At 67.6% G+C, this 26,828-nt stretch carries 19 protein-coding genes and 1 pseudogene; 5 read left to right on the forward strand and 15 right to left on the reverse strand.

Annotated features, from left to right (window positions below):
• Positions 1–78: 78 nt before the first annotated feature.
• The 10 genes and pseudogenes from V6Z91_RS24480 to cyoA form a co-directional block, all read right to left on the reverse strand.
• Positions 79–895 (reverse strand): annotated as a pseudogene (locus V6Z91_RS24480) (hypothetical protein).
• A gap of 11 nt (positions 896–906) precedes the next feature.
• Positions 907–1,335 (reverse strand): hypothetical protein, encoded by a 429-nt coding sequence (locus V6Z91_RS24485; protein ID WP_338762389.1) that lies wholly within the window; start codon positions 1,333–1,335, stop codon positions 907–909.
• Positions 1,336–1,395: 60 nt separating this feature from the next.
• On the reverse strand, positions 1,396–3,189 hold the full coding sequence (locus V6Z91_RS24490; protein WP_338762392.1) for a GGDEF and EAL domain-containing protein: 1,794 nt from the start codon (positions 3,187–3,189) through the stop codon (positions 1,396–1,398).
• 181 nt (positions 3,190–3,370) lie between these two features.
• Positions 3,371–3,910 (reverse strand): response regulator transcription factor, encoded by a 540-nt coding sequence (locus tag V6Z91_RS24495; RefSeq protein WP_338762395.1) that lies wholly within the window; start codon positions 3,908–3,910, stop codon positions 3,371–3,373.
• 38 nt (positions 3,911–3,948) lie between these two features.
• On the reverse strand, positions 3,949–5,313 hold the full coding sequence (locus tag V6Z91_RS24500) for an ATP-binding protein (protein WP_338762398.1): 1,365 nt from the start codon (positions 5,311–5,313) through the stop codon (positions 3,949–3,951).
• Entirely contained in the window at positions 5,297–6,160 is an 864-nt protein-coding gene (locus tag V6Z91_RS24505) for an SURF1 family protein (protein WP_338762401.1), read from the reverse strand. Before V6Z91_RS24505 ends, V6Z91_RS24500 begins: the two co-directional genes overlap by 17 nt.
• Entirely contained in the window at positions 6,157–6,591 is a 435-nt protein-coding gene (gene cyoD, locus V6Z91_RS24510; RefSeq protein WP_338762404.1) for a cytochrome o ubiquinol oxidase subunit IV, read from the reverse strand. Before cyoD ends, V6Z91_RS24505 begins: the two co-directional genes overlap by 4 nt.
• A complete protein-coding gene (gene cyoC / locus V6Z91_RS24515) occupies positions 6,588–7,223 on the reverse strand; it encodes a cytochrome o ubiquinol oxidase subunit III (RefSeq protein WP_338762406.1) in 636 nt (211 codons plus the stop codon). Before cyoC ends, cyoD begins: the two co-directional genes overlap by 4 nt.
• The gene (cyoB, locus tag V6Z91_RS24520) at positions 7,216–9,219 is read right to left on the reverse strand and encodes a cytochrome o ubiquinol oxidase subunit I (RefSeq protein WP_338762408.1); all 2,004 of its coding nucleotides are present in this window, start codon (positions 9,217–9,219) and stop codon (positions 7,216–7,218) included. The genes cyoC and cyoB overlap by 8 nt, the downstream gene beginning before the upstream one ends.
• The gene (gene cyoA, locus V6Z91_RS24525; RefSeq protein ID WP_338772037.1) at positions 9,200–10,180 is read right to left on the reverse strand and encodes a ubiquinol oxidase subunit II; all 981 of its coding nucleotides are present in this window, start codon (positions 10,178–10,180) and stop codon (positions 9,200–9,202) included. The genes cyoB and cyoA overlap by 20 nt, the downstream gene beginning before the upstream one ends.
• A gap of 312 nt (positions 10,181–10,492) precedes the next feature.
• Here cyoA and V6Z91_RS24530 point away from each other — a divergent pair, with 312 nt between their 5' ends.
• Positions 10,493–11,842, forward strand: a complete 1,350-nt coding sequence (locus V6Z91_RS24530; protein ID WP_338762411.1) for an MFS transporter — start codon at positions 10,493–10,495, stop codon at positions 11,840–11,842.
• A 273-nt stretch (positions 11,843–12,115) separates the two neighbouring features.
• A complete protein-coding gene (locus V6Z91_RS24535; protein WP_338762413.1) occupies positions 12,116–13,405 on the forward strand; it encodes a GGDEF domain-containing protein in 1,290 nt (429 codons plus the stop codon).
• A 69-nt stretch (positions 13,406–13,474) separates the two neighbouring features.
• Here V6Z91_RS24535 and V6Z91_RS24540 read toward each other — a convergent pair whose 3' ends face one another.
• Positions 13,475–15,994 (reverse strand): EAL domain-containing protein, encoded by a 2,520-nt coding sequence (locus V6Z91_RS24540; RefSeq protein ID WP_338762416.1) that lies wholly within the window; start codon positions 15,992–15,994, stop codon positions 13,475–13,477.
• 150 nt (positions 15,995–16,144) lie between these two features.
• On the opposite strand from V6Z91_RS24540, the gene V6Z91_RS24545 reads away from it, so the two are divergent.
• Positions 16,145–16,738, forward strand: coding sequence for a hemerythrin domain-containing protein (locus V6Z91_RS24545; RefSeq protein ID WP_338762419.1), 594 nt, complete (start codon positions 16,145–16,147; stop codon positions 16,736–16,738).
• A 26-nt stretch (positions 16,739–16,764) separates the two neighbouring features.
• Here the strand turns inward: V6Z91_RS24545 and V6Z91_RS24550 are convergent, their stop codons facing one another.
• Together V6Z91_RS24550 and V6Z91_RS24555 are read right to left on the reverse strand one after the other, a co-directional pair.
• The gene (locus tag V6Z91_RS24550) at positions 16,765–18,162 is read right to left on the reverse strand and encodes an MFS transporter (RefSeq protein ID WP_338762422.1); all 1,398 of its coding nucleotides are present in this window, start codon (positions 18,160–18,162) and stop codon (positions 16,765–16,767) included.
• A gap of 58 nt (positions 18,163–18,220) precedes the next feature.
• A complete protein-coding gene (locus tag V6Z91_RS24555; RefSeq protein WP_338762424.1) occupies positions 18,221–19,048 on the reverse strand; it encodes a class I SAM-dependent methyltransferase in 828 nt (275 codons plus the stop codon).
• A gap of 144 nt (positions 19,049–19,192) precedes the next feature.
• Here V6Z91_RS24555 and V6Z91_RS24560 point away from each other — a divergent pair, with 144 nt between their 5' ends.
• Positions 19,193–20,197, forward strand: a complete 1,005-nt coding sequence (locus V6Z91_RS24560) for an AraC family transcriptional regulator (RefSeq protein WP_338762426.1) — start codon at positions 19,193–19,195, stop codon at positions 20,195–20,197.
• Between the two features lie 90 nt (positions 20,198–20,287).
• Positions 20,288–21,679, forward strand: a complete 1,392-nt coding sequence (locus V6Z91_RS24565) for an amino acid permease (RefSeq protein ID WP_338762428.1) — start codon at positions 20,288–20,290, stop codon at positions 21,677–21,679.
• A 44-nt stretch (positions 21,680–21,723) separates the two neighbouring features.
• Here V6Z91_RS24565 and V6Z91_RS24570 read toward each other — a convergent pair whose 3' ends face one another.
• Together V6Z91_RS24570 and V6Z91_RS24575 are read right to left on the reverse strand one after the other, a co-directional pair.
• Complete coding sequence (locus tag V6Z91_RS24570; protein ID WP_338762430.1) at positions 21,724–22,662, reverse strand: diguanylate cyclase; 939 nt, start codon at positions 22,660–22,662, stop codon at positions 21,724–21,726.
• Entirely contained in the window at positions 22,659–26,780 is a 4,122-nt protein-coding gene (locus tag V6Z91_RS24575) for a PAS domain S-box protein (protein ID WP_338762432.1), read from the reverse strand. Before V6Z91_RS24575 ends, V6Z91_RS24570 begins: the two co-directional genes overlap by 4 nt.
• Positions 26,781–26,828 lie beyond the last annotated feature (48 nt).

Raw genomic sequence — 26,828 nt, forward strand, 5'->3', positions numbered from 1 at the left:
CCGCTCCACATCGCAGCACCTGAAGGCCGGGCTTGCCCGGCCTTTTTCATGGGGTCCTGTCCTTTGCTCCCAGCCGGCTTACCGTGCCTGCGGCACCTTGCCCAATGCCTGCCGCAGCACGCCGTGCGCCATGGCCACCTCGGGCGCGTCGTGCAGCAGCGCCAGATAGCGCTTGCGGAACTCCTCGTCGATCGGCGGGCGTGGGCCGACGAGTTCCTCGAACGCGGTGCGAAATTGCGTCGCCTCGAAGGCCTCGAGCGCCTCCTCGCCGTCGAGGCGCTCGTCGAGTTCGGCCATCAATCCGGAGAGCTTCAAAAGCCAGGCGAAATGCGGATGGTTCGTCACCAGTTGCAAGTGTTCGAGCACGCCGCCGACGGCGCCGAAGTACTGGGTTTCCACGTCCAGCATGGCCTTGTGCAGGTGGCGGGCACTGCGTGCCAGGTCGCGCAGGTCGGCGCGCAGCGATTGATCGGTCATCTCTACTCCAGGGTTCGTTCGAAGCCCCATCATAGTCGCTCCCGCTGTTCCTTGCAGAAAACCAAGGTCCGCTGCTTTCATGGCCAGCGCATGCTCGGCAACCGCTTCCGGCGAATACGCTGGAACACGCGCGGCGAACATGCCCAGGCGATGCAGCGCCGCCAGGTCCACGTTGTTGAAGCCGGCGCAGCGCAGCAGGATGGCACGCACGCCCGCCGTGCAGCCGCTCCAGCACGGCGGCATCGAGCACGTCGTTGACGAACACGCACACGCCAGCACAGTCCTGGGCCAGTACCGCCGTGCCGATGTCGAGCGCCGTGTCGTGGTAGTCGATCAGCACCTCGGCCGAGCGTGCCGCCCTGGCTTCCTCGAAGAAGCGGCGGTCGTAGGGCTGGGCGGAAAACATGGCCAGCCGCAGCGGCGCGGCGCTCATCGGACGTTCGCCTGGTCCGTCGGCGCCCAGTGGAACGTCACCTCGCGTGCGCCACCGGCGCCGACGGTCACGCTGCGGCTCTGCTCCTGGCCGTCCGCCGTGGCGTTGACCCAATAGGTGCCGGGCGGCAGTTTCACGTAGACGAGCGGGCCCACGCCGTCGGCCGCGAGCACCGGGTTGCGCTTGCGGTCGGTGATCGACAGGCTGACGCCGGCCATCAATTCCCCGCCGCCTGACCGGGCGAACGTCACGTAAAGATTGAATTCGCCGCGCCGCGCGGCCAGCGCGTCGCGCGCCTCGGTGCCGACACCGCCGCTGACATAGGTCACGGAACCGCTGCCGCCGGTCTTGAGCTCTTCCTGGGCCCACCCCTGCTGCAATGCGCAAGCCAGGACCAGGGCCGCCATCGTCCTGATCGTCTTCATGCGATAGTCCCTCCGGTGTGCGGCTGCCGCCGCGTTGGCGCCAGTATCGTCCAGAAGATGCTACAGCGCCAGCGCCGCCAGCCCTGCCGTGCGCGCCGCATGCCAGCCGGCGAAATCGGCCGGCTCCAGCGCCCGGGCGTACAGCCAGCCCTGCGCCTCGTCGCAGCCGGCGGCGCGCACGGCAGCTGCCGCCGCTTCCGTTTCCACGCCCTCGGCGACGACGCGGTAGCCGAGGTCGTGCGACAGCGAGACCATGGCGCCCACCAGTGCGCGCTTGCGCTCGTCCGCCTCGATGCCGCGCACGAAGCTCTGGTCGATCTTGACGACGTGGGCGGGAATGCTCTGCAGGTAGGACAGGCTGCTGTAGCCGGTGCCGAAGTCGTCGATCGCGATGCGCACGCCCACCGCATGCAGCGCGGCCAGCGTGCCGTCCGCCGCGGCCTGGTTGCCCATGGCCGCGCTTTCCGTGATTTCCAGCTCCAGCCGGTGCGGCGCCACGCCGTGCGCGCACAGGCGCTCGCCCAGCGTGGCGGCAAAGTCGGCCTCCAGCAGGTTCGGGGCAGCCACGTTGACGGACAGCGTCATGTCGATACCCGCATCGAGCCAGGCGCGCAGCTGGCGCAGGGCGGCATCGATCACCCATGCGGTGGCCGGGCGCGCCATCGACGTCTGCTCGACGATCGGCATGAACTCCCCGGGCGGGACGGCGCCCAGTCCGGGGTGGCACCAGCGCAGCAGCGCCTCGGCGCCCACGCAGTCACCGGTCGCCAGGTCGATGCGCGGCTGGTACACCAGGCGCAGCTGGTTGCTGGCCTCGAGCGCATTGCCGAATTCGGCCAGCAGCGTGAAGCGGCGCCGGTAGGCGGCATCCTGCACCGACGAGTGCACGGCCACCAGGGCGCCACTTGCGTAGGCATCCTGCGCCGCGCCCTGGGCGATGCGCAGTACGTCCAGCGCATCGCTCGCGCCGACCGCGAACGGCGCGATGCCGGCCGCAGGCGTCGTCACGAAGCGCGACGTGGACCAGGCGTGATGTCCCTGCAGCCACCCGCGCAGCCGCCCGCGCCATTCGTCCTGGGTGATGCCGGGCGCCGCCAGCACCACGAACTGGGTGGCCGCCACATGGTACATCTTGTTTGCGGACCCGAACTCGGCGCGAAACGATCGCACGGCTTCGGCGACCAGAGCGTCGACATAGGATGAATTCATCACCCGCGCGGCGCTGGCCAGCTGCTCGGGGCCGGCCAATTGCACGAACAGGGCCAGGCCGGTCTCGCCGCGCGGGCGATCCTTGGCGAGGTCGCTGAAATCGTCGATGTATTGATTACGGTTCGGCAAACCGCTGATCGGGTCGAGCCGACCCATCGCATGCTGCAGCTCGATCTGCGCCATCACCATGGCGGCCAGGTCCGCGAGCAGGCTGCGCTCCGCGTCCGTGATCTGCCGCGGCGCCGTGCCCAGCACGCACATCGCGCCCAACGCGTGGCCTTCGCGCGTCGTCAGCGGCGCGCCGGCATAGAAGCGTATCCCGCAACGGGCCAGGTGGCTGTCGCGAAATTCGGGATCCTCGGCCAGGTCGGGGATCACCAGGAACGATGCCGATTCGGCCACCGTCGCGCACGGCGCGCGCTCGCGCGGGATCGACCAGTGCTCCACGCCGACACGCGACTTGAACCACTGCCGGTCCGTATCCGTCAGCGAGACGGCAGCAATGGGCAGGCCGAATACCTGCGCGGCCATGCGGGTGATGCGGTCGAAGGCTTCCGAAGGCGGGGTATCGAGAAGGTCGAGCTTGCGCAGCGCGTCCAGGCGCGCCGCTTCGGGGTGGCAAATCATCGGTCGGTGAACGGTCAAGTCGGCATTGCGCGCCAGAAGGCGCTTGATCGGCGATGCGTGGCTTGGGCACCGTACAGGCATGTGTGCAATTCATTAACACACGGCAATACCTATTGTACAGGGGTTGCCGATATCCTGCCGCGCCCGCATGGCGTGCGCGGTACTTCTGTCGCGCTCGCGCATCAGTGCGCGCCGCGCATCACTTCACCCGTTGCTTTTCCAGCTTCCTGGCCAGCGTGCGGCGGTGCATGCCCAGCCGGCGCGCCGCTTCCGAGATGTTGAACTCGGTTTCGGCCAGCACGGCATGGATATGTTCCCATTCCAGCGTCTTCACCGACGTGGCGCGACCCGTCAGTTCCACTTCCCCGCTGCCCGCCACATGGGCGAACGCCGCCTCGATATCGTCCGTGTTGGACGGCTTGGCGAGGTACTGGCAGGCGCCCAGCTTTACTGCCTCGACGGCCGTGTTGATGCTCGCATAACCGGTCAGCACCACGATCAGCATCCCGGGGTCGTGCTGGTGCAGCATCTGCACGCATGCCAGGCCCGAGGAATTGCCCTTCAGCTTCAGGTCCACCACGGCATAGCCGGGCGCATGGTCGGCCAGCAGGCCGGATGCTTCGTCCACGTTGGCGGCGTGCAGCACGCGGTAGCCGCGCCGTTCGAAGGAGCGGCCCAGCGTGCGGGCGAAGGCTTCGTCGTCTTCGACGATCAGCAGGCAGCGTTGTTCTTCCGTCATTGTTCCAGCTCGTTGTTCCGGCTTGATTGGTCGGGCTTCTATTTCAGGGGCGCGGCGGCTTCGGCTTCCAGGGCGATCGAGGACAGCGGCAGCCGGATCACCACCTCGGCCCCGCCCCCGTCGCGGTTGCGCGCGCCCACGGTACCGCCCAGCTTGCGCGCCACGTTCACCACGAGGAACAGGCCCAGGCCGGAGCCGGGCTTGCCCTTCGTCGAATTATACGGTTTGCCGATCTGCGCCAGCACCGCCGGGTCGAAACCGGGCCCCGCGTCCGTCACGCACAGGATCAGGTGGCCATCCTCGCGCGTGGCGGCCAGTTCCACCCGGGCCGGGGACGCTTCCACGGCATTGTCGAGGACATTGCAGATCATTTGCTTCAACGCCTCGTCGAATACCACGGGCAGGTCTTCGCCGATGCGGTTGAAATAGAAGAAGTGCTGCACGGGCCGCGTGGCGCGCCATTCCTGGGCCAGCTCGTCCAGGAAAGTCGCCAGTGTGGTCTTGACCGAGGATTCGCCGCGCGCCTCGCCAGCCGACAGCAGGATGCCGGATACGATGGCCTTGCAGCGTTTCAGCTGGGTTTCCATTTCGCCGATCTCTTCGAGCAAGTCGGGATTGCGGGAGAACTCGGGCATGCGCTTCCAGTCGCCGAGGATGACGGACAGCGTGGCCAGCGGCGTGCCCAGCTCGTGCGCGGCCCCGCTCGCCAGCAAGCCCATGCGTACCACGTGTTCTTCCTCGGCCGCACGCTGGCGCAGATGCGCCAGCTGGGCATCCCCGGCGCGCAGGTTGGCGGTAATGCGGGTGATGAAGAAGACCAGCAGCGCGGCGTTGAGCATGAAGCAGATCAGCATGCCCTGCACGTACAGCGAGAGCACGCCGCCCGCATGCTCCACGTCCAGCGGCAGCGGCAGGTAGTTGCGCGACAGCCCGGCCAGGCAGGCGGCCGTGACCAGCACGAAGGTCCACGCATACGGCGGCGCGAGCAGCACGGCCGACAGGATCACCTGCAGCAGGTAGAGGAAGGCGAAGGGGTTGGTGGCGCCGCCGGACAGGTACAGTTGCGACGTGAGGATGGCTACGTCCACCAGCAGCGCCATGAACAGCTCGGTGTTGCGCACGTAGCGCACCTCGTGCCAGCGCAGGTGGCTGGCCACGTTGAAGGCGATCAGGCAGGCCAGCACCTGCAGCATGGGCACCAGCGGCAGCACGATGCCGTAGATGTAGGTGGCGGCCGTGATGGTCGCCACCTGGCCGAACACGGCGATCCAGCGCAGCTGGATCAGTTGCATCATGTTCTTGTGGCCGGCCGCGTACTCCACGCCGGCGGCCGCCACGCTCTCGCGCCGGCCGTCGGGCTTGCGCCATTCGCCGGCGCGGCGCTCTTCAGTCGCTGTCTTCATCCGTTTCTCTCGTGGCGCGCCGCTTATCGTAGCGCAGCACGAGATAATAGCCGCCCGCGACCATCGCGGCCAGCCCGAACCACGTCAGCGCATACACGAGGTGGTTGTTGGGGAAGGAAATCACGGTCAGGCCGCCGGTCGGCTTTTCGCTGGCGTCGCGCGGATACTCCTGCCCTGCCGGGGCATCGACGAAGAACGGTGCCGCCTGCGGCATGCCGCGGGCGATCGCGATCGGCGCCACGTCGCGCGTGTACCAGCGGTCGTTGACCGGGTCGTTTTCGCGCAGCACGCGGCCTTTTGGCTCGGGCAGGCGCAGCAAGCCCGCGATCTCGACCGGATCAGCCGCCACGGCGCATGGGTTGGCCCCGGCCCGCGGCGGCGGCGGCAACTTCAGGTCACCCGACTGCATGGGCACGAAGCCCCGGTTCACGAGCAAGATGCCCTCCTCCGTGCACATCGGTGTCATCAGCCAGAAGCCGATGCCCAGCGCCGTGGTGGTCTGCACGCGGGTCGTGTAATCGTAAAGGAAGGTGCCGCGCACCTTCACGCGCAGGTATTCGTGCGTGTCGGCCGTGATGCGCGGCCACTCGCCGGCGCGCGGCAGCGGTACGGGCGCGGCGTGCACGCGGGCATCCACGCGGGCGATCAGGTCCTGTTTCCATTGCAGGCGCTTGACCTGCCAGATACCGAGGGAAGCGAAGGCGCAAAAGAAAAACGCCGCAGCGGCGGCGAGGGCAATGCGCTTCCCCGTGGAGGGAAGCCGTGCCCGCGCTGTCGGCTGCGGCGTGGAGACGTCACCGGCCGGTGACGCTTCCGTTCCTGCGCCACGATGTGGCGCGTCGGTCATGGCATGTCGTGCGCCTGCTGCGGCGTCATGACATGAGGCATGTTCGGCATCATGTTCTTGTTCATGTGGTACATGACCCACAGCGAACCGGCCAGCGTGATGACAACGATGATGACGGTGAAGATCAGCGCCAGCATGTTCCAGCCGCCTTCCGACTTGGCGTTCATGTGCAGGAAGTAGACCATGTGCACGATCATCTGCACGGCGCCGATGCCCAGGATCACGAAGCCGGTGGTGGCCGAATCCGTGATCACCTTGTTCATCACCAGCCAGAACGGAATGGCGGTGAGGATCACGGACAGCACGAAGCCGATCACGTAGTCGCGCATCGAGCCGTGGACCGCGGAGCCATCGTGATGCGCGTCATGGTGATCGTCGTGGTGATCGCCGTGGCCATGATCATCATGACCGTGATGTTTATGGTCGCTCATGGCAGGACTCCCATCAGGTAGACAAAGGTGAACACGCCGATCCAGATCACGTCCAGGAAGTGCCAGAACAGCGACAGGCAGTTCAGGCGGCGCAGGTTTTCCGGAATCAGGCCGTGCTTGCTGATCTGGACCATCAGGGTCACGAGCCAGATCGCGCCGAACGTCACGTGCAGGCCGTGGGTACCGACCAGCGCGAAGAACGCCGTCAGGAAACCGCTGCGCTGCGGGCCCGCGCCCAGGTGGATCAGGTGGTGGAATTCATAGATTTCCACCGCCAGGAACGCCAGGCCAAAGATGCCGGTGATGCCCAGCCAGAGCAGCGTGCCGCCCTTGTTCTTCACCTTGGCCTGCAGCATCGCGAAGCCGTAGGTGATCGACGAGAACAGCAGGAACGCCGTGTTCAGGGCGATCAGCTTCAGGTCGAACAGCTCGGCGCCGCCCGGGCCGCCGGCGTAGTTGCGACCCAGTACGGCATAGGTCGCGAACAGGCAGGCGAAGATCAGGCAGTCGCTCATCAGGTAGATCCAGAAACCGAGCATGGTGCCGTTTTCCGAGTGGTGCTCGCGCACCAGGTAGCGCGAGCTATTGTCGGCGCCCACGGCGCCGGCGGAGGTTACGTAAGTATCAGCCATGGCTTCCCAGCAATGCGGTGTGGCGCTCTTCGGTACGGGCCACTTCTTCCGCCGAAATGTAGAAATCGCGCTTGTAGTTGAACGTGTGGACGATGATCGCGACCATCATGGCGATGAAGGCGGCGATGACCAGCGGCCACATGTGCCAGATGATGCCGAAGCCCACCACGGCCGACAGTGCCGCGATGATGAAGCCCGCGCCGGTGTTGGCCGGCATGTGGATCTTCACGAAATCCTTCAGCGGACGCTGGTAGCCGTTCTTCTTCATGTCGGCCCAGCTGTCGTTGTCGTGCACGACCGGGGTGAACGCGAAGTTGTAGTCAGGCGGCGGCGACGACGTCGACCACTCCAGCGTACGGCCATCCCACGGGTCGCCCGTCACGTCCTTCAGCTGCTTGCGGCGCATGAACGACACGAAGAACTGCATCAGCATCGCGCCGATACCGCCGGCGATCATGAGCACGCCGATGAAGGCGGCCACGAAGTACGGCTGCAGGGCCGGGTCTTCGATCATGTTCAGGCGACGCGTCACGCCCATGAAGCCCAGCGCGTACACCGGCATCCAGGCGACATAGAAGCCGATCACCCACAGCCAGAACGATACCTTGCCCCAGAACACGTCGAGCTTGAAGCCGAACGCCTTCGGGAACCAGTAGTTGATGCCCGCGAACAGGCCGAACAGCACGCCGCCGATGATCACGTTGTGGAAGTGGGCGATCAGGAACAGCGAGTTGTGCAGCACGAAGTCGGCCGGCGGGATCGCCAGCATCACGCCGGTCATGCCGCCGATCGTGAACGTGACCATGAAGGCAACGGTCCACATCATCGGCAGTTCATAGCGGATACGGCCGCGGTACATCGTGAACAGCCAGTTGAACAGCTTCGCGCCGGTCGGGATCGAGATGATCATCGTGGTGATGCCGAAGAAGGCGTTCACCGAGGCGCCCGAACCCATCGTGAAGAAGTGGTGCAGCCACACGAGGTAGGACAGGATCATGATCACGCAGGTCGCGTACACCATCGAGGTATAGCCGAACAGGCGCTTGGAGCAGAACGTCGACACGACTTCCGAGAAGATGCCGAAGCAAGGCAGGATCAGGATGTACACCTCCGGGTGGCCCCAGATCCAGATCAGGTTCACGTACATCATGGCGTTGCCGCCCAGTTCGTTCGTGAAGAAGTGCGTGCCCAGCAGGCGGTCCATGCCCAGCATCGCCAGCACGGCGGTCAGCACCGGGAAGGCGGCCACGATCAGGATGTTGGTGCACAGCGCGGTCCACGTGAACACCGGCATCTTCATCAGGTCCATGCCCGGGGCGCGCATCTTGACGATGGTGACGATCAGGTTCACGCCGGACAGCAATGTACCGACGCCCGCTATCTGCAATGACCAGATGTAGTAATCCACCCCGACGTCAGGCGAGGCGAGGATGCCGGACAGCGGCGGATAGGCCAGCCAGCCGGTACGGGCGAACTCGCCGACGAACAGCGAAGCCATCACCAGGGCGGCGCCCATCGCGGTCATCCAGAACGAGAAGTTGTTCAGGAACGGGAAGGCCACGTCGCGCGCGCCGATCTGCAGCGGCACCACGTAGTTCATCAGGCCTGTCACCAGCGGCATCGCCACGAAGAAGATCATGATCACGCCGTGGGCGGTGAAGACCTGGTCGTAGTGGTGCGGCGGCAGGAAGCCGGCGTTGTCGCCCAGCGCGATGGCTTGCTGGGCGCGCATCATCAGCGCGTCGGCGAAGCCGCGCAGCAGCATGATCAGACCGAGGATCATGTACATGATGCCGATCTTCTTGTGGTCGATACTGGTGATCCAGTTCTTCCACAGGTAACCCCAGACGCGGAAATACGTCAGGGCAGCCAGCAGGGCGATACCGCCCAGCGCGACACCGGCGAAGGTGGCGATCAGGATCGGCTCATGGAAGGGAATCGCTTCCCAGCTCAGCCTGCCGAAGAACGGATCGTTTTCAGTTGGATACGCTTGCATTGTTGCTCTTCATGGAAAGGGTGGTCTTGTCCGCGGGCGCCGTGCAGATTTCCGCGTCGGCCCGCGCCAGGCGCGCGACCTCGTTGGCGCCGCGGCGGCGCGCCTCCTGGTGGGCGGCGTGCTTGGCGTTGCGGTTCGCGTCTTCATGCATCTGCTGCGCCATGCAGGGCTTGCCCGGCTCGACGCACATATTGAGGATCGCGTTGTACAGCGTGCCATCGACGGAGGCCCAGCGGCGCACCGGATCCTTTTCGCTCGGCTTGGCCAGCTGCAGGTAGTCCGCGCGCTGCAGGGCACCGCCTTCGGCCTTCACCTTCGCCACGTAGGCGTCGAAGTCGGCATTGTTCATGGCGTGGTACTTGAAGCGCATGTGGGTGAAGCCGGAGCCGCTGTAGTTCGACGAGAAGCCGTCGTACGTGCCCACCTTGTTCATCACCGCGTTCAGCTGGGTTTCCATGGCCGGCATCGTGTAGATCATGCCTGCCATCGCCGGGATGTAGAACGCGTTCATGACGGTCGATGCGGTCATGCGGAACTTGATCGGGCGGTCGATCGGGGTCGCCAGTTCATTGACGGTGGCGATGCCCTGCTCCGGGTAGATGAACAGCCATTTCCAGTCCAGCGCCACGACCTGCACTTCCAGCGGACGCACGTCGGCCGGCAGCGGACGCTTCTCGTCCAGGCGCTGCAGCGGACGGTAAGGATCGAGCAGGTGGGTGCTGATCCAGGTGATCAAGCCCAGCACGATGATCAGCAGCAGGGGCACGCCCCAGATCACCAGTTCCAGCTTGGTCGAGTGATCCCAGTCGGGATCGTATTTGGCGGAGGTATTGCTCTTCCGGTAACGGAAGGCGAACCACAGGGTGAGGACAATGACGGGAACGACGATCAGACACATCAGGAGGAACGATACGATCACCAGATGAGCCTGCTGCGCCGCGATATCACCGGACGGATTCAACACTACCGTATTGCAGCCGGTGAGCCACAACAGGGAGAGAAGACCCAGTCCACTGCGAACAATTGAGGATTTCATTAAGTTATGTGCGCTACAGAGGATTGAGAACATGCTACTGTACCGTCACAGGCGTGCGAAATGGAATTGGACACTTTGTCTCACCCCGCTGGCAGGTTCTGTTTTAATGGATTTGTTTTTTTATCCATTGCGGCGTTTTGTACTTGACCGCACAGTCGGCGCCAAACAGTCGAGGTAAGGTTTCATCGTGTGTGATTCGGTTCGCAAGAACTTGTGTACAAACCATGAGAGACGAATATGGCAACGACTACCTATGACGGAAGTAACATCCCGGCGGATTATCAGCCAAGTCCCACCAGCAGCGGCGCACGCAACATTAATGCTCGCGATGGCGAAATACACCCCGGCGAAATCGCCGTGGGCGTGGTGATCGGCCGAGCGTCCGAATATTTCGACTTTTTCGTCTATGCGATCGCCTCGGTGCTCGTATTCCCTTCCCTGTTCTTCCCGTTCGACGACCGGCTGACCGCCACGCTGTATTCCTTTGTCATCTTCTCGTTCGCCTTCATCGCGCGGCCGTTCGGCACGGTGATCTTCATGTGGATCCAGCGGCGCTTCTCGCGCGAAGCCAAGCTGACCGGCGCCCTCTTCCTGCTCGGCACTTCCACGGTCGGCATTGCCTTCCTGCCCTCGTTCGCCAGCGCCGGCACCACGGCCATCGTGCTGCTGGCCCTGTTCCGCATCGCCCAGGGCGTCGGCCAGGGCGGCTCGTGGGACGGCCTGCCGTCCCTGCTGGCCCTGAACGCGCCCCAGAACAAGCGCGGCTGGTATGCGATGCTGGGCCAGCTGGGCGCGCCGGCCGGCTTCATGATCGCCGCCGGCATGTTCGCCTACATGGTCGCCAACCTGTCGGCGCTCGACTTCCTCGACTGGGGCTGGCGCTTCCCGTTCTTCGTGGCCTTCGCCATCAACGTGGTGGCCCTGTTCGCCCGCCTGCGCCTCGTCTCCACGCCGGAATACACCCGCCTGCTCGACGAACGCGAACTGGAACCCGTGAGCCTGTCCGAGCTGTCGCACACGCAGGGCCGCAACGTGATCATCGGCGCCCTCGCTGCACTGGCTAGCTATGCGCTGTTCCACCTGGTGACCGTATTCCCGCTGTCGTGGGTGCAGCTGTACTCGACCCGCCCGCTGGACTCGTTCCTGTGGCTGCAGTTCTGGGGCGCCGGCCTCGGCCTGCTGGCCACCATTGCCTCGGGCCTGATCGCCGACCGCTTCGGCCGCCGCACCACGCTCGGCACGCTGGCAGCGCTGATCGCCGTGTTCTCCGGCTTCGTGCCCACCCTGTTGCAGGGCGGCGAAACGGGGCAGAACATCTTCATCCTCGTCGGCTTCGCCCTGCTGGGCCTGTCGTACGGCCAGGCCGCCGGCGCCGTGACGGCGAACTTCGCGCCGCGCCACCGCTACACGGGCGCCGCGCTCACGTCCGACATGGCCTGGCTGGTCGGCGCCGCCTTCGCGCCGGTCGTGGCACTGGGCCTGTCCGCCCATTTCGGCCTCGGCTACGTTAGCCTTTACCTGCTGTCCGGTGCCGTGGGCTCGCTCGCCGCGCTGTCGGTCAACCGGGCGCTCGAGATCAGGAGTTGATCGTTCGATAATGCAGTGATCGAAGCGGCGGGCCTGGCCCGCCGCTTTGTTTTGTCCCGGCGAGTTTTGTCCCGGCGCTATGGAGCGATGTGTCCCGCCAGCCTCGCCTGAAAAAAACCATTGCAAATAAGATTCTTTTGGGAAATATCCGTTTGCATTTGGGTTAGAATCTCCGGCACTCGGCGGACGACGCCGATAACGAAACCTGTCGGGATGCCTCCGCCATGGCCGCAAGGCCCGGACGCGCGATCCCGCCCCTGCCGGAAACCTATCGTGTCCCCGTCCGACTCCTCTATCTCGTTCGCCATCGACCGCCGCCGCGCGGAATTCGCCGATCCGGCATTCGAAGACCGTTTCATTCGCCATTTCCTGCCGCTGCGCAACGCCCAGCTCAAGGGAAGCCTGCTGTTCGCAGCCGGCTTCTATATTGTTTTCGGCGTAACCGATATCACCACGCTGGGGTTCACGGCCATCGCCTGGGTCCTCATCGCACTGCGCGTGCTGGTGGCGCTGGTTGCCCTCGGCGGCTATTGCGCCGTCGACCGCCATCCCGACTCCGTCCCCGTCTCGATCCTCGCCTCGTCCGGCCTGCTCGTCGTGGCGATGGGCGTGTTCATGGTGGTGTGCTGGTTCCAGCCGGGCACGCTGGCATGGAATGTCATGTCGCTGGCCCTCATCGTCATGGCCGTTTACGTGACCTTCCCGAACCGCTTCCTGTACGCAGTGGCGATCGGCATCGGATCGAGCGCGGCGTTCAGCGCCATGCTTTGGGTGCAGGGCCTGCTGAAGCCGGACGACCTGCTGACCCTGGCCCTGCTGCTCGTGATGGGCAACGCCCTCGGCTGCATCGCCGCCAGCCGCTGCCAGGTTGCGCAGCGCGAGCAGTTCCGTTCCTCGTATCTGCTGCACCAGCTGGCCGATCGCGACCCCCTGACGGGCTGCTACAACCGCCGCGTGCTGCAGAAAGGCTTGCTGGAAGCGGAGCTGGCACGCAGCCGCCGCCATGGCACCGCCGTGGCCGTGATCCTGTGCGACATCGATCACTTCAAGCGCATCAACGACGAACACGGCCATGCCGCCGGCGACAGGATATTGGCCGACTTTGCCGGCCTGCTGCGCGCGATGACGCGCGACGGCGCCGACAGCGTGGTCCGCTACGGCGGCGAGGAATTCCTGGTGGTGCTGCCCGGCACGGAGCTGGACGGGGCCCGGGCCCTCGCCGAACGCATCCGCCGCGCCTTCGCCGGCCAGGCAGCGAGCATGGATGACGGTACGAAGGTATTCGCCACCGCCAGCTTCGGCATCGCGGCGGTGCCGGCGCGCCACGCCGACGTGCCTGCCACGTGCGAAGCCTTGATCGCGATCGCCGATGCGCAGCTGTACGCCGTCAAGCGCGGTGGCCGCAACGGCGTGCAGGGATCGATCGCGAGCGGCACGTCCATACGGGCAGCGGCGGCCGTGCCGCCGTCACCGGCAAGCCGCACCGGTCTCCATGGAGCCTGCCGCGGCCGGCGCGCATCAGCCGGCCCGGCCGGCGCCGCGTTTCGACGTGCCCGGCGATGATCCGTCACGCGGGCGCCAGGGCGCCTTTCCAGCCAAGCGCACGGGTCGGCTGGCGCCGCGCACGGGGCCTCACGCTTCGGCGTGCAGCAACTCCGCCGCCAGCTCCACCGGCACCGGCCGGCTGCACAGGTAGCCCTGGATCTCGTCGCAGCCTTCCTGCGTCAGGTAGCCCAGCTGATCCCGCGTTTCGACGCCTTCGGCGATGATGCGGCAACCCAGGCTGTGGCCCAGCGTGATCATCGAGCGCACGATCGCCGAACCAGGCGCGTCGTTCAGCATGTCGCGCACGAAGCTGCGGTCGATCTTCAGGTAATCGAGCGGGAAGCGGCGCAGGTACGAGAGGCTCGAGTAGCCGGTGCCGAAATCGTCGATCGACAACCGCACCCCCAGCTCCTTCAGCTGGCGCATCGCCACGATCACGCTCTCGATGTTCTGCATCATCAGCGACTCCGTCAGTTCGAGCTCCAGGTATTCCGGCGCCAGACCCGCCGCCTCGAGCGCGCCCAGCACCTCCTGCACGAAGCCGGCCTGCCGGAACTGGCGGACCGACACGTTGACGGCCACGGGCACCTTCGGCAGCCCGGCCACCTGCCAGACCCTGGCCTGCCGGCACGCTTCGTACAGCACCCACCCGCCGATCTCCAGGATGCGCCCGGTCTCCTCGGCAACGCCGATGAAGCGGTCCGGCGGGACCAGGCCCAGTTCCGGTTGCCGCCAGCGCAGCAGCGCTTCCAGGCCGGCCACGCGGCCGGTGGCGCAATCCACGCGCGGCTGGAAGTACAGCAGGAATTCGTGGCGCGTCAGCGCATTGCGCAGGTGCCCTTCGATCAGCGTGCGCTCCGTCACGCGGGCATTCATCTCGCTCGTGTAGAACTGCAGCTGGTTGCGCCCGCCATCCTTGGCGCGGTACAGCGCGATATCGGCGTGCTTGAAAAGGGAAGGAGCGGTATCGCCGTCCCGCGGATACACCGAAACGCCCATGCTGCAGGTGAGCGCCAGGTCGTGCGCGCCCAGGCGCATCGGCGCGCTGACGGCATCGAGCACCGCCTGCACGGTGCGCGGCGACAGCGTGCCGTCGGTCTGTCCCGGCTGATCGGGCAGCAGCAGGATGAACTCGTCGCCGCCAAGCCGCGCCACGGTGTCCGAATCGCGCAGCGCGCTGCGCAGCCGCCCGGCCACCGTCTGCAGCAGGCTGTCGCCCACCGCGTGGCCCAGCGTATCGTTGATCAGCTTGAAGTTGTCGAGGTCCAGCACCACCACCCACAGCTGGTGCCCGTAGCGCGCCGCGTAGGCGATGGCCTGCTCCAGCCGGTCCTGGAACAGGTTGCGGTTCGGCAGGCCGGTGAGCGCATCGTGCGTGGACTGGTGTTCCAGTTCCTGCTGGTAGCGCATGGCCGCCGTGATGTCGTTGATGACGCCGACCCAGTGCGTGGTGGCGCCGTGCTGGTCCAGCACGGGCGCCACGTGCAGCTGGTTCCAGAACAGCGTGCCATCCTTGCGGTAATTGCGCAGCACCACCGTCACCTCGCGGAAGGCGCCCAGCGCGTCGCGCAGCGCATAGATGCCTTCCTGTTCGCGGTCGCTGCCCTGCAGGAAACGGCAATCCCGCCCGATCACCTCGGCCAGCTCGTAGCCGGAGATGCGCGCGAAGGCGGGGTTGGCGTATTCGATCACGTCGTCGTTGCCGGCGCGCCGCGTGATCAAGATCGCGTTCACGCTGGCATCGAGGGCGCGGCTTTGCAGGCGCAGCTTCTCGCCGGCTTCGCGGCTGGCCGTGATGTCCTCGATGGTGCACAGGAGGCCGGCGATCTCGCCGTTCTGGCCGTGCAGCGGCAGCTTGTTGACGAGGTGGCGGCGCGGCCGTCCGTCGGGCCCCGTCAGCGTCTGTTCGCGGCCGCGCACGGGCCGGCCGGTCTCGATCACGCCGCGATCCTCGATCTCCTCGGCCTGGCGCTCGGCGGGGCTGAGCTGCCAGGGAAAATCGCGGTCGCGCTTGCCGATCACACCGGCCGGATCGCCCAGGCCGGAAGCGCGCGCGAACAGCAGATTGCAACCCACGTAGCGCAGCTCGAGGTCCTTCCAGAACACCTGCAGCGGCATCGTGTCGATCAGCCGGCGGTACAGCTGCTCGGACTTGTACAGGGCTCGCTCCGCGGCCACCTGCTGCGTGACGTCGAACGCGAACACGAGGCGGGCGCGGCGCCCTTCGTAGATCAGCGCATGCGACGAAATGCGCACGGAGATCGGGCGGCCGTCGCGCTTCATGTGCGTCCACACTCCCGAGGACTGCGGCAGCGCGTGCAGGTGCGCGGTGGCGGCAAGGTCCGCGGCCAGCCGGGCATGTTCCGACGGCGGCCGGATGTCGCGGATCGTCATGCGCAAAAATTCCGCCTCGGAATAGCCGTAGTGGCGGCACGCGGCGGCATTCACGCGCAGGAAGCGCAGCGACACGAGGTCGTAGATCCACATCGGCTGCGGATGGTCCTGGAACAGGTCGTCGAAGCGCGTCAGCGGGCGCCGGCTGCGCCACCCCCGCCCCTGCATGGGGAGCGTGCTGCGCGTCGGGGCTCGGTGCTGGAATCTCATCATCGGCTCCTGGCGGCGATATTGCAGTGAACTATAACCCGCCGCGTCCGCTTTGTGCGCAGTACGCCGACACGCGCTTGAGGGCTATTCCTACGCAAGGCGCCGGCGCCGTCGCCTAAGATGAGGTGTTGCCGGAACTTCAAGGAGAAGAAGATGTTTTCACTGAACAAGCTTAGCCCGACGATTACCGACATGATCCGCTTCGACCACTCGCACACCCTGGTGACGTTCCACCAGTACACGACGACGCAGAAGCCGAAAGTGAAGAAGGCGCTCGCGGAGACCATCTGCACCGCCCTGGAAATCCACGCCACGCTGGAAGAAGAGATCTTCTATCCGGTGATGCGCCAGCTCGAGGGCGCCGACCCCACGATGCTGAAGGCGGAACCGGAGCACAACGAGATGCGCCGGCTGATTGCGCAACTGCGTGCCACCCGGCCGACGGATGCGAAGCACGACGAGCTCGTGCACGAACTGATGCGCGACGTGATGCACCACGTGGCCGACGAGGAAACCGTGCTGCTGCCGGACGCGGAACGCAAGTTGAGCCGCGACCGCCTGAGCGAGCTGGGGGCCGAGATGACCCGCCGCCGCATGCAGCTCGTCACGCCGCAGGCCGGCAAGATCGCCAAGGACACCGCCATCGGCTTCTCCGGCAGCACCGCCGCGATGGTACTGGGCGTGGCCGGCGCGGCCTTCGCCGCCATGAAGCTCCTGCCTCGCAAGCCATCCGGCGCGCAGGCCTGAGCCCTCGCGGAAGCATCACCCGCGTATCACCTGGTCGCCGCCTGACCACTCACCTGCGCCCCGGCATCGGCCGGCAGGCGCAGGCTGTCCGCCACGCCCGCCAGCGCCACGGCGCCCATCGCCAGCAACGCGACGCGGAACGTGAGCGGGCTGCCACCGCCCCACCCTGCCAATTCCCCCAGCTTCAGCAGCAGCGCCGCCGCCGCGATGCCCAGTCCCGCGTTGACCTGCGCCAGCACGGAAAACAGCGTCGACGCCCCGCTCATCTGCGCCGATGGCACGTTCGCGAACGCCAGCGTATTGAGGGCGGTGAACTGCATCGAGCGGCACAGGCCGCAAAAGAACAGCACGGCCGCGACGAGCGGCAACGGCGTGTCGGCGCGCAGCAGGGCGCAGGCGCCGAAGCCGGCCGCCAGCAGCACGCCATTCCACACGAGCACCGCGCGCAAGCCGAAGCGGCGCATCACCCAGCCGGTGCCCGGCTTCATGGCGAGGTTGCCGGCGAACAGCGCGAGCAGCAGCAGGCCGGCCGTCGTGCCAGGCAGGCCGAACGCGAGCTGCAGCATCAGCGGCAACAGGAAGGGCGCGCTGCCGATGGCGATGCGCGACAGCGAACCACCGCGCACGGTCACCGCGAAGGTACGAATCGCGAGCGGCCGCAAGTCCATCAGCGGCGCCGCGCTGCGGCGAAAATGCCGCGCGCACCACCACAGCAGCGCGCCGCCCGCCAGCAAGGCCGCGGCGGCCGCGCCCCACCGGCCGTGGCCCGGAAGCTCCACGCCGACCATCAGCAGCGTGCACGCCAGCGCGCTGGCGATGAACCCCGGCAGGTCGAACGGCCGCGGTGCAGCCCCCTCGGCGGGAATCACGATAAAAGCCGCCGCCAGCAGCAGCACTCCGAGCGGCACGTTGACGAGGAAGATCCAGTGCCAGCTCCACGTGGCCGTGATGAGGCCGCCCAGCGCGGGGCCGATGATGGGCGCCGCCAGGCCCGGCCAGGTAATGGTGGCGATGGCCCGCACCAGCCCCTCCTTCGGCGTGCCGCGCAGCACGACGAGCCGGCCGACCGGCACCATCAGCGCGCCGCCCATCCCTTGCAGGATGCGCGCGGCCGTGAATGCGGCCAGGGACCCGGACAGCGCGCACAGCACCGAGGCCAGCGTGAAGACGGCGATGGCGGCCCCGAACACGCGGCGCGGGCCGAACCGGTCTGCCAGCCAGCCGCTGGCCGGAATGAACGCGGCCAGCGCCACCAGGTAGGCTGACAATCCAACCGACAGATGTTCCGGCCCGGTACCGAAGCTGGCCGCCATTTGCGGCAGCGACGTGGTGATCGCCGTCGCATCCAGGTTTTCCATGAAGAAGGCGGCGGCGACGAGCCAGGGAACGGCGCGCGCACGCCAGTCGGCGGCGGACTCGGGCATCGAGAGGACTGTTGTACAAAAACAGCACTATAGCCCGGCCGCCTCCCGGGTGGAATACTCAGCGCTTGTGGATGACCGCTTCCAGATAGGCTGCAGGCGCCACCAGCGAGGCGCCGCCGGATATGTCGAACTCGGCCGCCAAAGCCTCCAGGTCGCGCCGCAACGCATCCTGCCGATCCATATCGAGCGCCGCGAACGCCTTCAGCACGGGTCCGTAATAGTCGCGGAACACCTGCACCATGTGCGCCGGCGAGCGGTAGCGGAAGTTGAACTCACGCCGCGTGCAGCGGATTTCCAAGCCGGCGCCGAAGATTTCGCGCAGGTGCGCCTCGGTACCCCACAGCGGCGGCCCGGCTACGCCGGCCGGCGGCGGCACGTAGCCGCCCACCACCTTGAACATGCGCCCGATGAAGCCATCCGGGGTCCAGCTCGCCACCCCGATGCGCCCGCCCGGCCGCGTCACGCGCAGCATCTCGGCGGCGGTGCGCCGGTGATCCGGCGCGAACATCGAGCCGAACGTGGACAGCACGCAATCGAAGGCACCGTCCGCGAACGGCAGCGCTTCCGCGTCCGCTTCCTGGAACGCGACGTCGAGGCCCTCGGCCGCCGCGCGGGCCCGGCCCTTGTCGAGCAGGGCCGGCACGTAGTCTGTCGAGGTCACGCGCGCGAAGCGCCGCGCCGCGGCGAGCGTGGCGTTGCCATTGCCGGCTGCCACGTCGAGCACGCGATCGTCGGCGCGCACGTCCGCCGCCTCGGCCAGCAGCTCGCCCACGATCTGCAGCGTGGTGCCGACAATCGCGAAATCGCCGCTGGCCCAGGTCGCCTGCTGGCGCGCCTTGATGGCCGTGAAATCGGGTACCTGGTTCATCTCTGCCATTTCCGTCATGCTGATCTCCTTCAGTATTGGGTGGACATGCGTTGTCTCCCGCATGGCCAGCCATTATTGCGGCCCTCCCGCGCTTGACGCTTGCTCCGCCGTCGTCCATCCTTGACCAAACGTCCGGGATAGGTCCCGGCACGGAGGCGGCCCATGCCCATCGATACGCTGTCCGAGGTCCTGCGCACCGTGCGCCTGCGGGGTGCCGTCTTCTATGCCGTCACCGTGGGACCGGAATGGGCGGTCGAGGCGCCCGCCTCGGCCGAGGTCGCCGCGATGGTCGTGCCGGGGGCCGGCCGGGTGATCGCCTACCATGTCGTGCTCGAAGGCACGGCGTGGGCGTCGCTGCCGGGCGAAGCTCCCGTGCGCCTCGCTCCCGGCGATATCGTCATGTTCCCGCAGGGCGACGCGCACGTGATGGCCAGCGCCCCCGGCGTACCGCCGCTGCCGTTCTCGATGGACTGGATGCACGCGACGCATGCCCTGCCGAAGCCCCTGCCGCTGGCCATCGACGGCGCGACGCTGGCATGGGGGGACGCGGCGCGCCGTCCCGACGGGCGCAGCGACATCGTCTGCGGCTTCCTCGGCTGCGACCATGGCCCGTTCAATCCGCTGCTGGCCGCTCTGCCGAGGCTGCTGCACGTGCCGGCCGACGGCGCCGGCCAATGGTTGCGCCAGGCGATGCTGCAGGCGGCCTGCGGCGCCAGCGCCGAGGGCGGCGGGCCCGGCAGTGGCGCGCTGGCCGAGCGCATCAGCGAAACCATGTTCATCGACGCCGTGCGCCGCCATGCCAGCCGGCTGCCCGAGCACGCGACGGGCTGGCTGGCCGCCGTGCGCGACCGCCAGGTAGGCCGCGCGCTGGCGCTGATCCACGCCAATCCGCGCCACCCCTGGAGCGTGGCCGAGCTGGCGCGCGCTGCCGCGCTGTCGCGCTCGGCCTTCTGCGAGCGCTTCTCGGCCCTGCTGGCCGTGTCGCCCGCGCGCTACCTGGCGCGCTGGCGCATGGAGGTTGCCGCCACGCTGCTGCGCGAGGGCCAGGCGCCGGTGGCCGCCATCGCCTTCGAGGTCGGCTACGAATCGGAAGCCGCGTTTACGCGCGCCTTCACACGGCTGGTGGGCATGCCGCCGTCGCGCTGGCGTGCCGCGCTGCTGCATTAGGGAAGCGCCCCGGCGGCGACATGCCGCTTTCTCCTGCTGCGTTACTCCATGCTATAGAATCGTGCTCTTTGAACACGACCGGCAGGAACCATGACAGACGTTTACAAGCACGAAGGCAGGCAGGATGGCACGCAGGAAGGCCTCAAGCGTGGCCTGAAGAGCCGGCATATCCAGCTGATCGCGCTGGGCGGCGCGATCGGTACCGGCCTGTTCCTCGGCATCGCACAGACCATCCGCATGGCCGGCCCGTCGGTACTGCTGGGCTATGCGATCGCCGGCGTGGTCGCCTTCCTGATCATGCGCCAGCTGGGCGAGATGGTGGTCGACGAGCCGGTGGCCGGTTCGTTCAGCTTCTTCGCCGACAAGTACTGCGGCCCGCTGGCCGGCTTCCTGTCGGGCTGGAACTACTGGGTGCTGTACGTGCTGGTCAGCATGGCCGAACTGTCCGCCGTCGGCATCTACGTGCAGTACTGGTGGCCGGCCATTCCCACCTGGGTGTCGGCGCTGGCCTTCTTCGTGGTCATCAATGCGATCAGCCTGACGAACGTGAAGGCGTTCGGCGAGATGGAATTCTGGTTCGCGATCGTCAAGGTGCTGGCCATCGTGGGCATGATCGGTTTCGGCGTGTGGCTGCTCGCGTCCGGCACGGCCGGGCCGGAGGCGACGGTGGCCAACCTGTGGCAGCACGGCGGCTTCTTCCCGAACGGCGTGACGGGCCTGGTGATGGCCATGGCCGTCATCATGTTCTCGTTCGGCGGCCTGGAACTGGTGGGCATCACGGCGGCCGAGGCCGACGATCCGTCGCGCACGATCCCGAAAGCGACCAACCAGGCGATCTACCGCATCCTCATCTTCTACATCGGCGCGCTGGGCGTGCTGCTGTCGCTGTACCCCTGGCAGAAAGTGGTGGAAGGCGGTTCGCCCTTCGTGCTGATCTTCCATGCCCTGAACGCCAATGCGGTCGCGCACGTGCTCAACATCGTCGTGCTGACGGCCGCGCTGTCGGTCTACAACAGCTGCGTGTACTGCAACAGCCGCATGCTGTACGGCCTGGCCATGCAGGGCAACGCGCCGCGCTCGCTGCTGAAGGTGAACCGCCGCGGCGTGCCGCTGGCGGCGCTGGGCGTGTCGGCGATCGCCACCGCCATCTGCGTGAGCGTGAACTACTTCATGCCGGAGAAGGCATTGGGCTTCCTGATGGGCCTCGTGGTGTCGGCGCTCATCATCAACTGGGCGATGATCAGCTGGATCCACCTGCGCTTTCGCGCCGCGAAGCGCGCCCAAGGCGTGAAGACCGTCTTCCCCAGCCCGCTGGCGCCGCTGGCTAACTGGCTGTGCCTGGCGTTCCTGGGCGGCGTGCTGGTGGTGATGTATCTGACGCCGGGGTTGAGGCTTTCGGTGTACCTGATCCCGGCATGGGTGCTGGCGCTGTGTGTAGGGTATTGGGCGAAGCAGCGCAATGCGGAGGGAGTAGCGGCCTGAGCCCGGTTACGGGAAAACCGGTGGCTGCTAGTGTGGTCTCCACACTAGGCCACCTGCTCGCCGGGCTCCGCGCCGTCGGCCAGCACGCTGCGGTTGCGGCCGGCGCGCTTGGCGCGGTACAGGGCCATGTCGGCGGCATGCAGCATCGCTTGCGGCGTGTCGCCATCGGCCGGGATCAGCGAGCACAGGCCGATGCTGGCGGTGACGTGCGGCGCGGCCGAGGCGCCGGGGTGCGGGATGCCGAGGGCGGCGATGCGCCGGCACAGCCACTCGCCGTAGCGCGCCAGCGCTTCCGGCGTGGTATTGGGCAGCAGCACCACGAATTCCTCGCCACCGTAGCGCCCCGCCAGCTCGCCCGGCCGGCGTGAACCGTCGATCAGGGCCTCGGCCACTTCCTGCAGGCAGGCGTCGCCGCGCTGGTGGCCGTAGCGGTCGTTGAACAGCTTGAAATCGTCGACGTCGATCAGCACCACCCCCAGCGGCAGCTGGTGGCGGCGATGCCGCGCGAACTCGGTGGCCAGCTGGCGATCGAAGTAGCGGCGGTTGTACAGGCCCGTCAAGCCGTCCTGGTTCGCCAGATCGTCCAGCGTTGCCAGGGCCGCCTGCAGGCGCAGGTGGGTGCGCACGCGCGCCTGCACGACCGGCGCGTTCAGCGGCTTCGGGATGAAGTCGACGGCACCGGCGTCGAGGCAGGCGATTTCCGCTTCCGGCGACGATTGCGCCGTTACGAAGATCACCGCGCTGCTGCGCAGGTCCGGGTCGCGGCGGATCTGCTCGTTGACGGCGAAACCGTCCATGCCCTGCATTTCCACGTCGAGCAGGATCAGCTGCGGACGCTGCAGGCGCGCCAGTTCCAGCCCGGCCGCGCCGCTGGTGGCGAACAGTACGCGGCCCTGCTCGCGCACCATGGCCGACAGCAGGCGGATCGTATCGGCATTGTCGTCGATGATCAGGATGGTGCTCTTCGGCGCGGGCGCGGTCATCCACCCTCCTTCATCGCGGCCGGCAGCACGGCGAGCACGCCGTCGAAATCGAGCGCCGCCATCCCGGCCGCCACGGCCGCCTGCTGCTCCTTGTCGAGCCGCGCGGCCAGCGAACCGCGCAGCGTCTCGTAGACCGTGGCCGCATCGAGGTCGCGCTCGCGCAGCAGCGCGATCCACCGGCGCACATCCTCCGGCGCGGCCTCCGGCACTTCGGGCTGTCGCTGCCCGGCCAGCCAGCGCCGCGCCGCTTCGGTCGTGGCCTCCAGCTCGCGGCCTGCGGTGTCGAACAGCCGCGCCGCATCGCCCTCACGGCCGTCGCGCAATGCCGCTTCCAGTTCCACGGTCACGCCGGCGAAGGTACGCGCGCCCAGGCTGCCGACCGAACCGCGCAGCGCATGCAGCACCTTGCCCGCCGCCGCCGGGTCGCCGCCCTGCCAGGCGTGCCGCGCCCGCGCCAGTTCGGCGGGCGCCTCGCCCGCCATGCGCGCCACGAGCGCGACCAGCGACTGCAATTGCGCCGGGTTGCGCGCCGACAGCGCCGCCAGGCGGTCCACATCGAAACGGCGCGCCGGCGGCGCCTCGGGTTGCACGGCGGCCGGCTGCCGCCGCAGGTGTTCCTGCATACGCACCATCATCTGCTCCACATCGATCGGCTTTGGAATGAAGTCGTTCATGCCCGCGGCCAGGCATTGCTCGCGCTCGGCCGCGCTCACGCCGGCACTCATCGCCAGGATCGGCAGCCGCAAGCCGAGCCGCGTGCGCAGGATGCGCGTGGCCGTGTACCCGTCCATCACCGGCATCTGCACATCCATCAGCACGATATCGAAATCGCAGCGGTTCTGCCCCTGCTGCGCCGTCATCAGGTCGACCGCCTGCTGGCCGTCCGCCGCCGTCGTCACGACGGCGCCGGCCGGTTCCAGTATACCTTTCGCCACCAATTGGTTGAGCGCGTTATCTTCGACCAGCAGCACACGCACTCCGGCGAGCTCGGCCAGCGGCGCCGGCGCGGCTTCGGCGGGCTCGGGCAAGGCTTGCGGGGCCGCCGCCGCGACACCGGCCAATGCCGTGCGCAGGCTGTGCGCGGTGACCGGGCGCACCAGCGGCACCGTATCGGGCACCGGGCTGGCCGGCGCGGCACCGCCCGCCAGCTGCATGAACGCGACCGGATGCCCCGGCCAGCGTGCGGCCAGGCCGTCGCGCAGTTGCGCCACCGTGGCCGCATCGCCGCCGACCAGCACGGCGTCCACCGGCATTTCCACGGCCGCCAGCGCCTGGGCCGCCGAATCGGCCCAGCCGGCCGTCCAGCCCAGCGTTTCGACGGCCCGCGCCAGGCTGGCGCGGCTGACGCGCTGGGGTTCCACGATCAAGAGGCGCAGCGGCGCCGGCCCCGGCTGCGCCAAGGGCGGGGGCGCGCACGTCAGCGGCAGGGTGACGACAAATTCGCTGCCCTCCCCCGCCACGCTCGTCACGCCGATCTGGCCACCCATCAGCTCGGCCAGCTGGCGCGCGATCGTCAGCCCCAGGCCGGTGCCGCCGTAGCGGCGCGAGATGCCGGCATCGGCCTGCTCGAACGGCGTGAACAGGCGCGAGCGTTGTTCCGGGCCGATGCCGATGCCGGTATCGCGCACGGCGAAGCGCAAGGTCACGGTATTGCCGTGCCGCGCCAGGGGCGCCACGGAGAACACCACCTGGCCGCGCTCCGTAAACTTGAGCGCATTACCGACCAGGTTCAGCAACACCTGCTGCAGGCGCGTCGCGTCGCCGATGAAGGCGGTCGGCAGGTCCGGCTCCACGTCCACGACCAGTTCGAGCGGCTTGCCGCTGGCGCGCATGGCGGTGGCCACGGCTTCCACGATCTCGTCCAGTTCGAACGGCAGCGCGGCGATGTCGACACGGCCCGCCTCGATCTTGGAAAAGTCCAGCACGTCGTCGATGATGCCGACGAGGGTCTTGCCGCACGACTGGATCATTTTTACGTACTCGCGCTGCTGCGGCGCCAGCCCGGATTGCTCCAGCAGGTGGGCCAGGCCCAGCACCGCGTTCATGGGCGTGCGGATCTCGTGGCTCACATTGGCCACGAATTCGCTCTTCGCTCGGCTGGCGGCCTGGGCCAGGCGCTCGTTGCGCGCCTGGGCCAGCTCGGCCATCTTGCGGTCGGTGATGTCCATGGCCATCACGTGGAAGCCCTGCACGGCGCCATCGGCGCCGATGCTGGGAATATAGGAAGCCATCATGTGGCGCGGCCAGCCCGCCACATCGAACTCGGCTTCGAAATCGACGGCCTGCCCGGCCAGCACCGTATCGATATGGCTGCGCAGCCTGTCGTACATGGCGGGGCCGACCAGGTCGCCCAGGCGGCGCCCCAGCATGCATTCCGGCGGCATGCCCAGCAGCGTCTCGAAACGGCGGTTGGCAAAACGGTACACCTGCTCCCGGTCGAGGTAGGCGATCAGCGCGGGACTGTTGTCGGCGATCGTGCGCAGGAAGCGTTCGCTGTCGGCCAGCTCGCGCTCGATGCGGCGCCGTTCGGTGATGTCGTCCAGGAAGGCGCCGAACGAGCGCGTGCCGTCGACCTCGATCAGGCCGATCGTCATCTCCACCGGCACCTCGCTGCCGTCGCGGCGCAGCGCCATCAGCTCGATGCGCCGGCCCAGCACGGTGCTGGCACCGCCGGCCAGGAAGCGTGCCAGCCCGGCCTGGTGCGCGGCGCGCAGCGCCACCGGCACGATCACCTCGTGCAGCGGCAAGCCCGCGACCTCGGCGCGCGCCCAGCCGAACAGCTGTTCGGCACGGGGGTTCCAGTCCGTGATGCAGCCGTCGCTGCCCATGCCGATGAAGGCATCGTGCGCCGTTTCCAGGATCGCGCGGGTGCGCGCCTCGTTGTGGCGCACGGACTGCAGCGACTGCGCCACGTCGCGCGTGCGCTGCGCCACCCTTTCCTCGAGCTCGGCGTTCACCTGGGTCAGCTGGCGCTCCTTGTCCTTCAGCCGCGACAGGCTGGTGTTCACGGCGCCCGTCAGGGCCGCCAGTTCCGCGAAGCTGCCCTGCGGCACCTCGATTGAATGGTGTCCGCCCTTTTCGATGTCGGCGGCCAGCAGGGCGGCCTTTTGCAGCGGCCGCGTAATGCGGCGCGAAACGCGCCAGCCGACCAGCGAGAATGCCAGCGCCACGGCCACGCCGACCATGAACACGCGCATCTGCAGCGACCTTACCTCGGCATAGGCCGAGCGCGTGTCCTGCCGGGTCAGCACGAGCCAGCCGAGGCCGGGGTAGCTGCCGTGGCCGCGGGTGACGGCGCCGCCGACCAGGTAGTCGCGCCCGTCGGGCCAGCGCTGTTCCGCATAGCGTCGCGTACCGCTGCGCAGCGCGTCGAGCATGGCCGGCTGCACGACGGCGCCCGTCACCGAAGCCGGGCCGGCCAGCACCTTGCCGTCGAGCGCAACGATCAGCGTTTCGCCATCGCCACCGCCGGCCGCATCGATCTGCTGGCGCATCAACTCGGCCCAGCGCCAGTTCAGGTGCGCGGCCACCACCCCGGCCATCCGCCCATCCGTACCCTGCACCGGGAACGCCACATCGACGAAACGGTGCGGCGCGCCATCCTCCTGGGGCAGCAGCCTGGCGAGCAGCTTGGCGTCGTGCACGTCGTGCACGTGGCGCCCTTCGCGCGCGCCGGCAAACCACGGCCGCCTGGTGACGTCGGCCCCTTCGAGCATGCCGCCCGTCGCGACGCTCACCTTGCCGTCGACGCCGGCCAGGCCGATCCAGGCGTACAGCGGATAGCTCGCCTGCAGGTTTTCCACGATGCGGCGCTTGTCCGCCAGTGGCGTTTCCGGCGCGGCGAATTCGCGGCGCGACGCCAGCAGCCTTACCTCGCGGTAGCGCTCGTGCATCGTGCTGTCGAGCTGCTGGGCGGCGTAGGCGGCGCGGTCGGCCAGTCCGGCGCCGACCGAGCGCTTCAGTTCGTCCGTCGCCAGGTCGCCAAGCAGCACCACGAGAACGGTGGTCGACAGCAGCGCGGACAACGCCAGCCACCACGACAGGTAACTGCCGAGACGGCGGCGCGGCAACAGCCGCGTAATGATGGAGGGGGTGGCGCTCCCCGGAGAACGAAACATCGGTGCTTCCTGAAATAGTGATAAGGCTCAGGAACCGGGGGCGGGGGT

This window comes from Massilia sp. METH4 (genome assembly GCF_037094685.1).
In the GTDB taxonomy this organism is placed as follows: Bacteria; Pseudomonadota; Gammaproteobacteria; order Burkholderiales; family Burkholderiaceae_D; genus Rugamonas.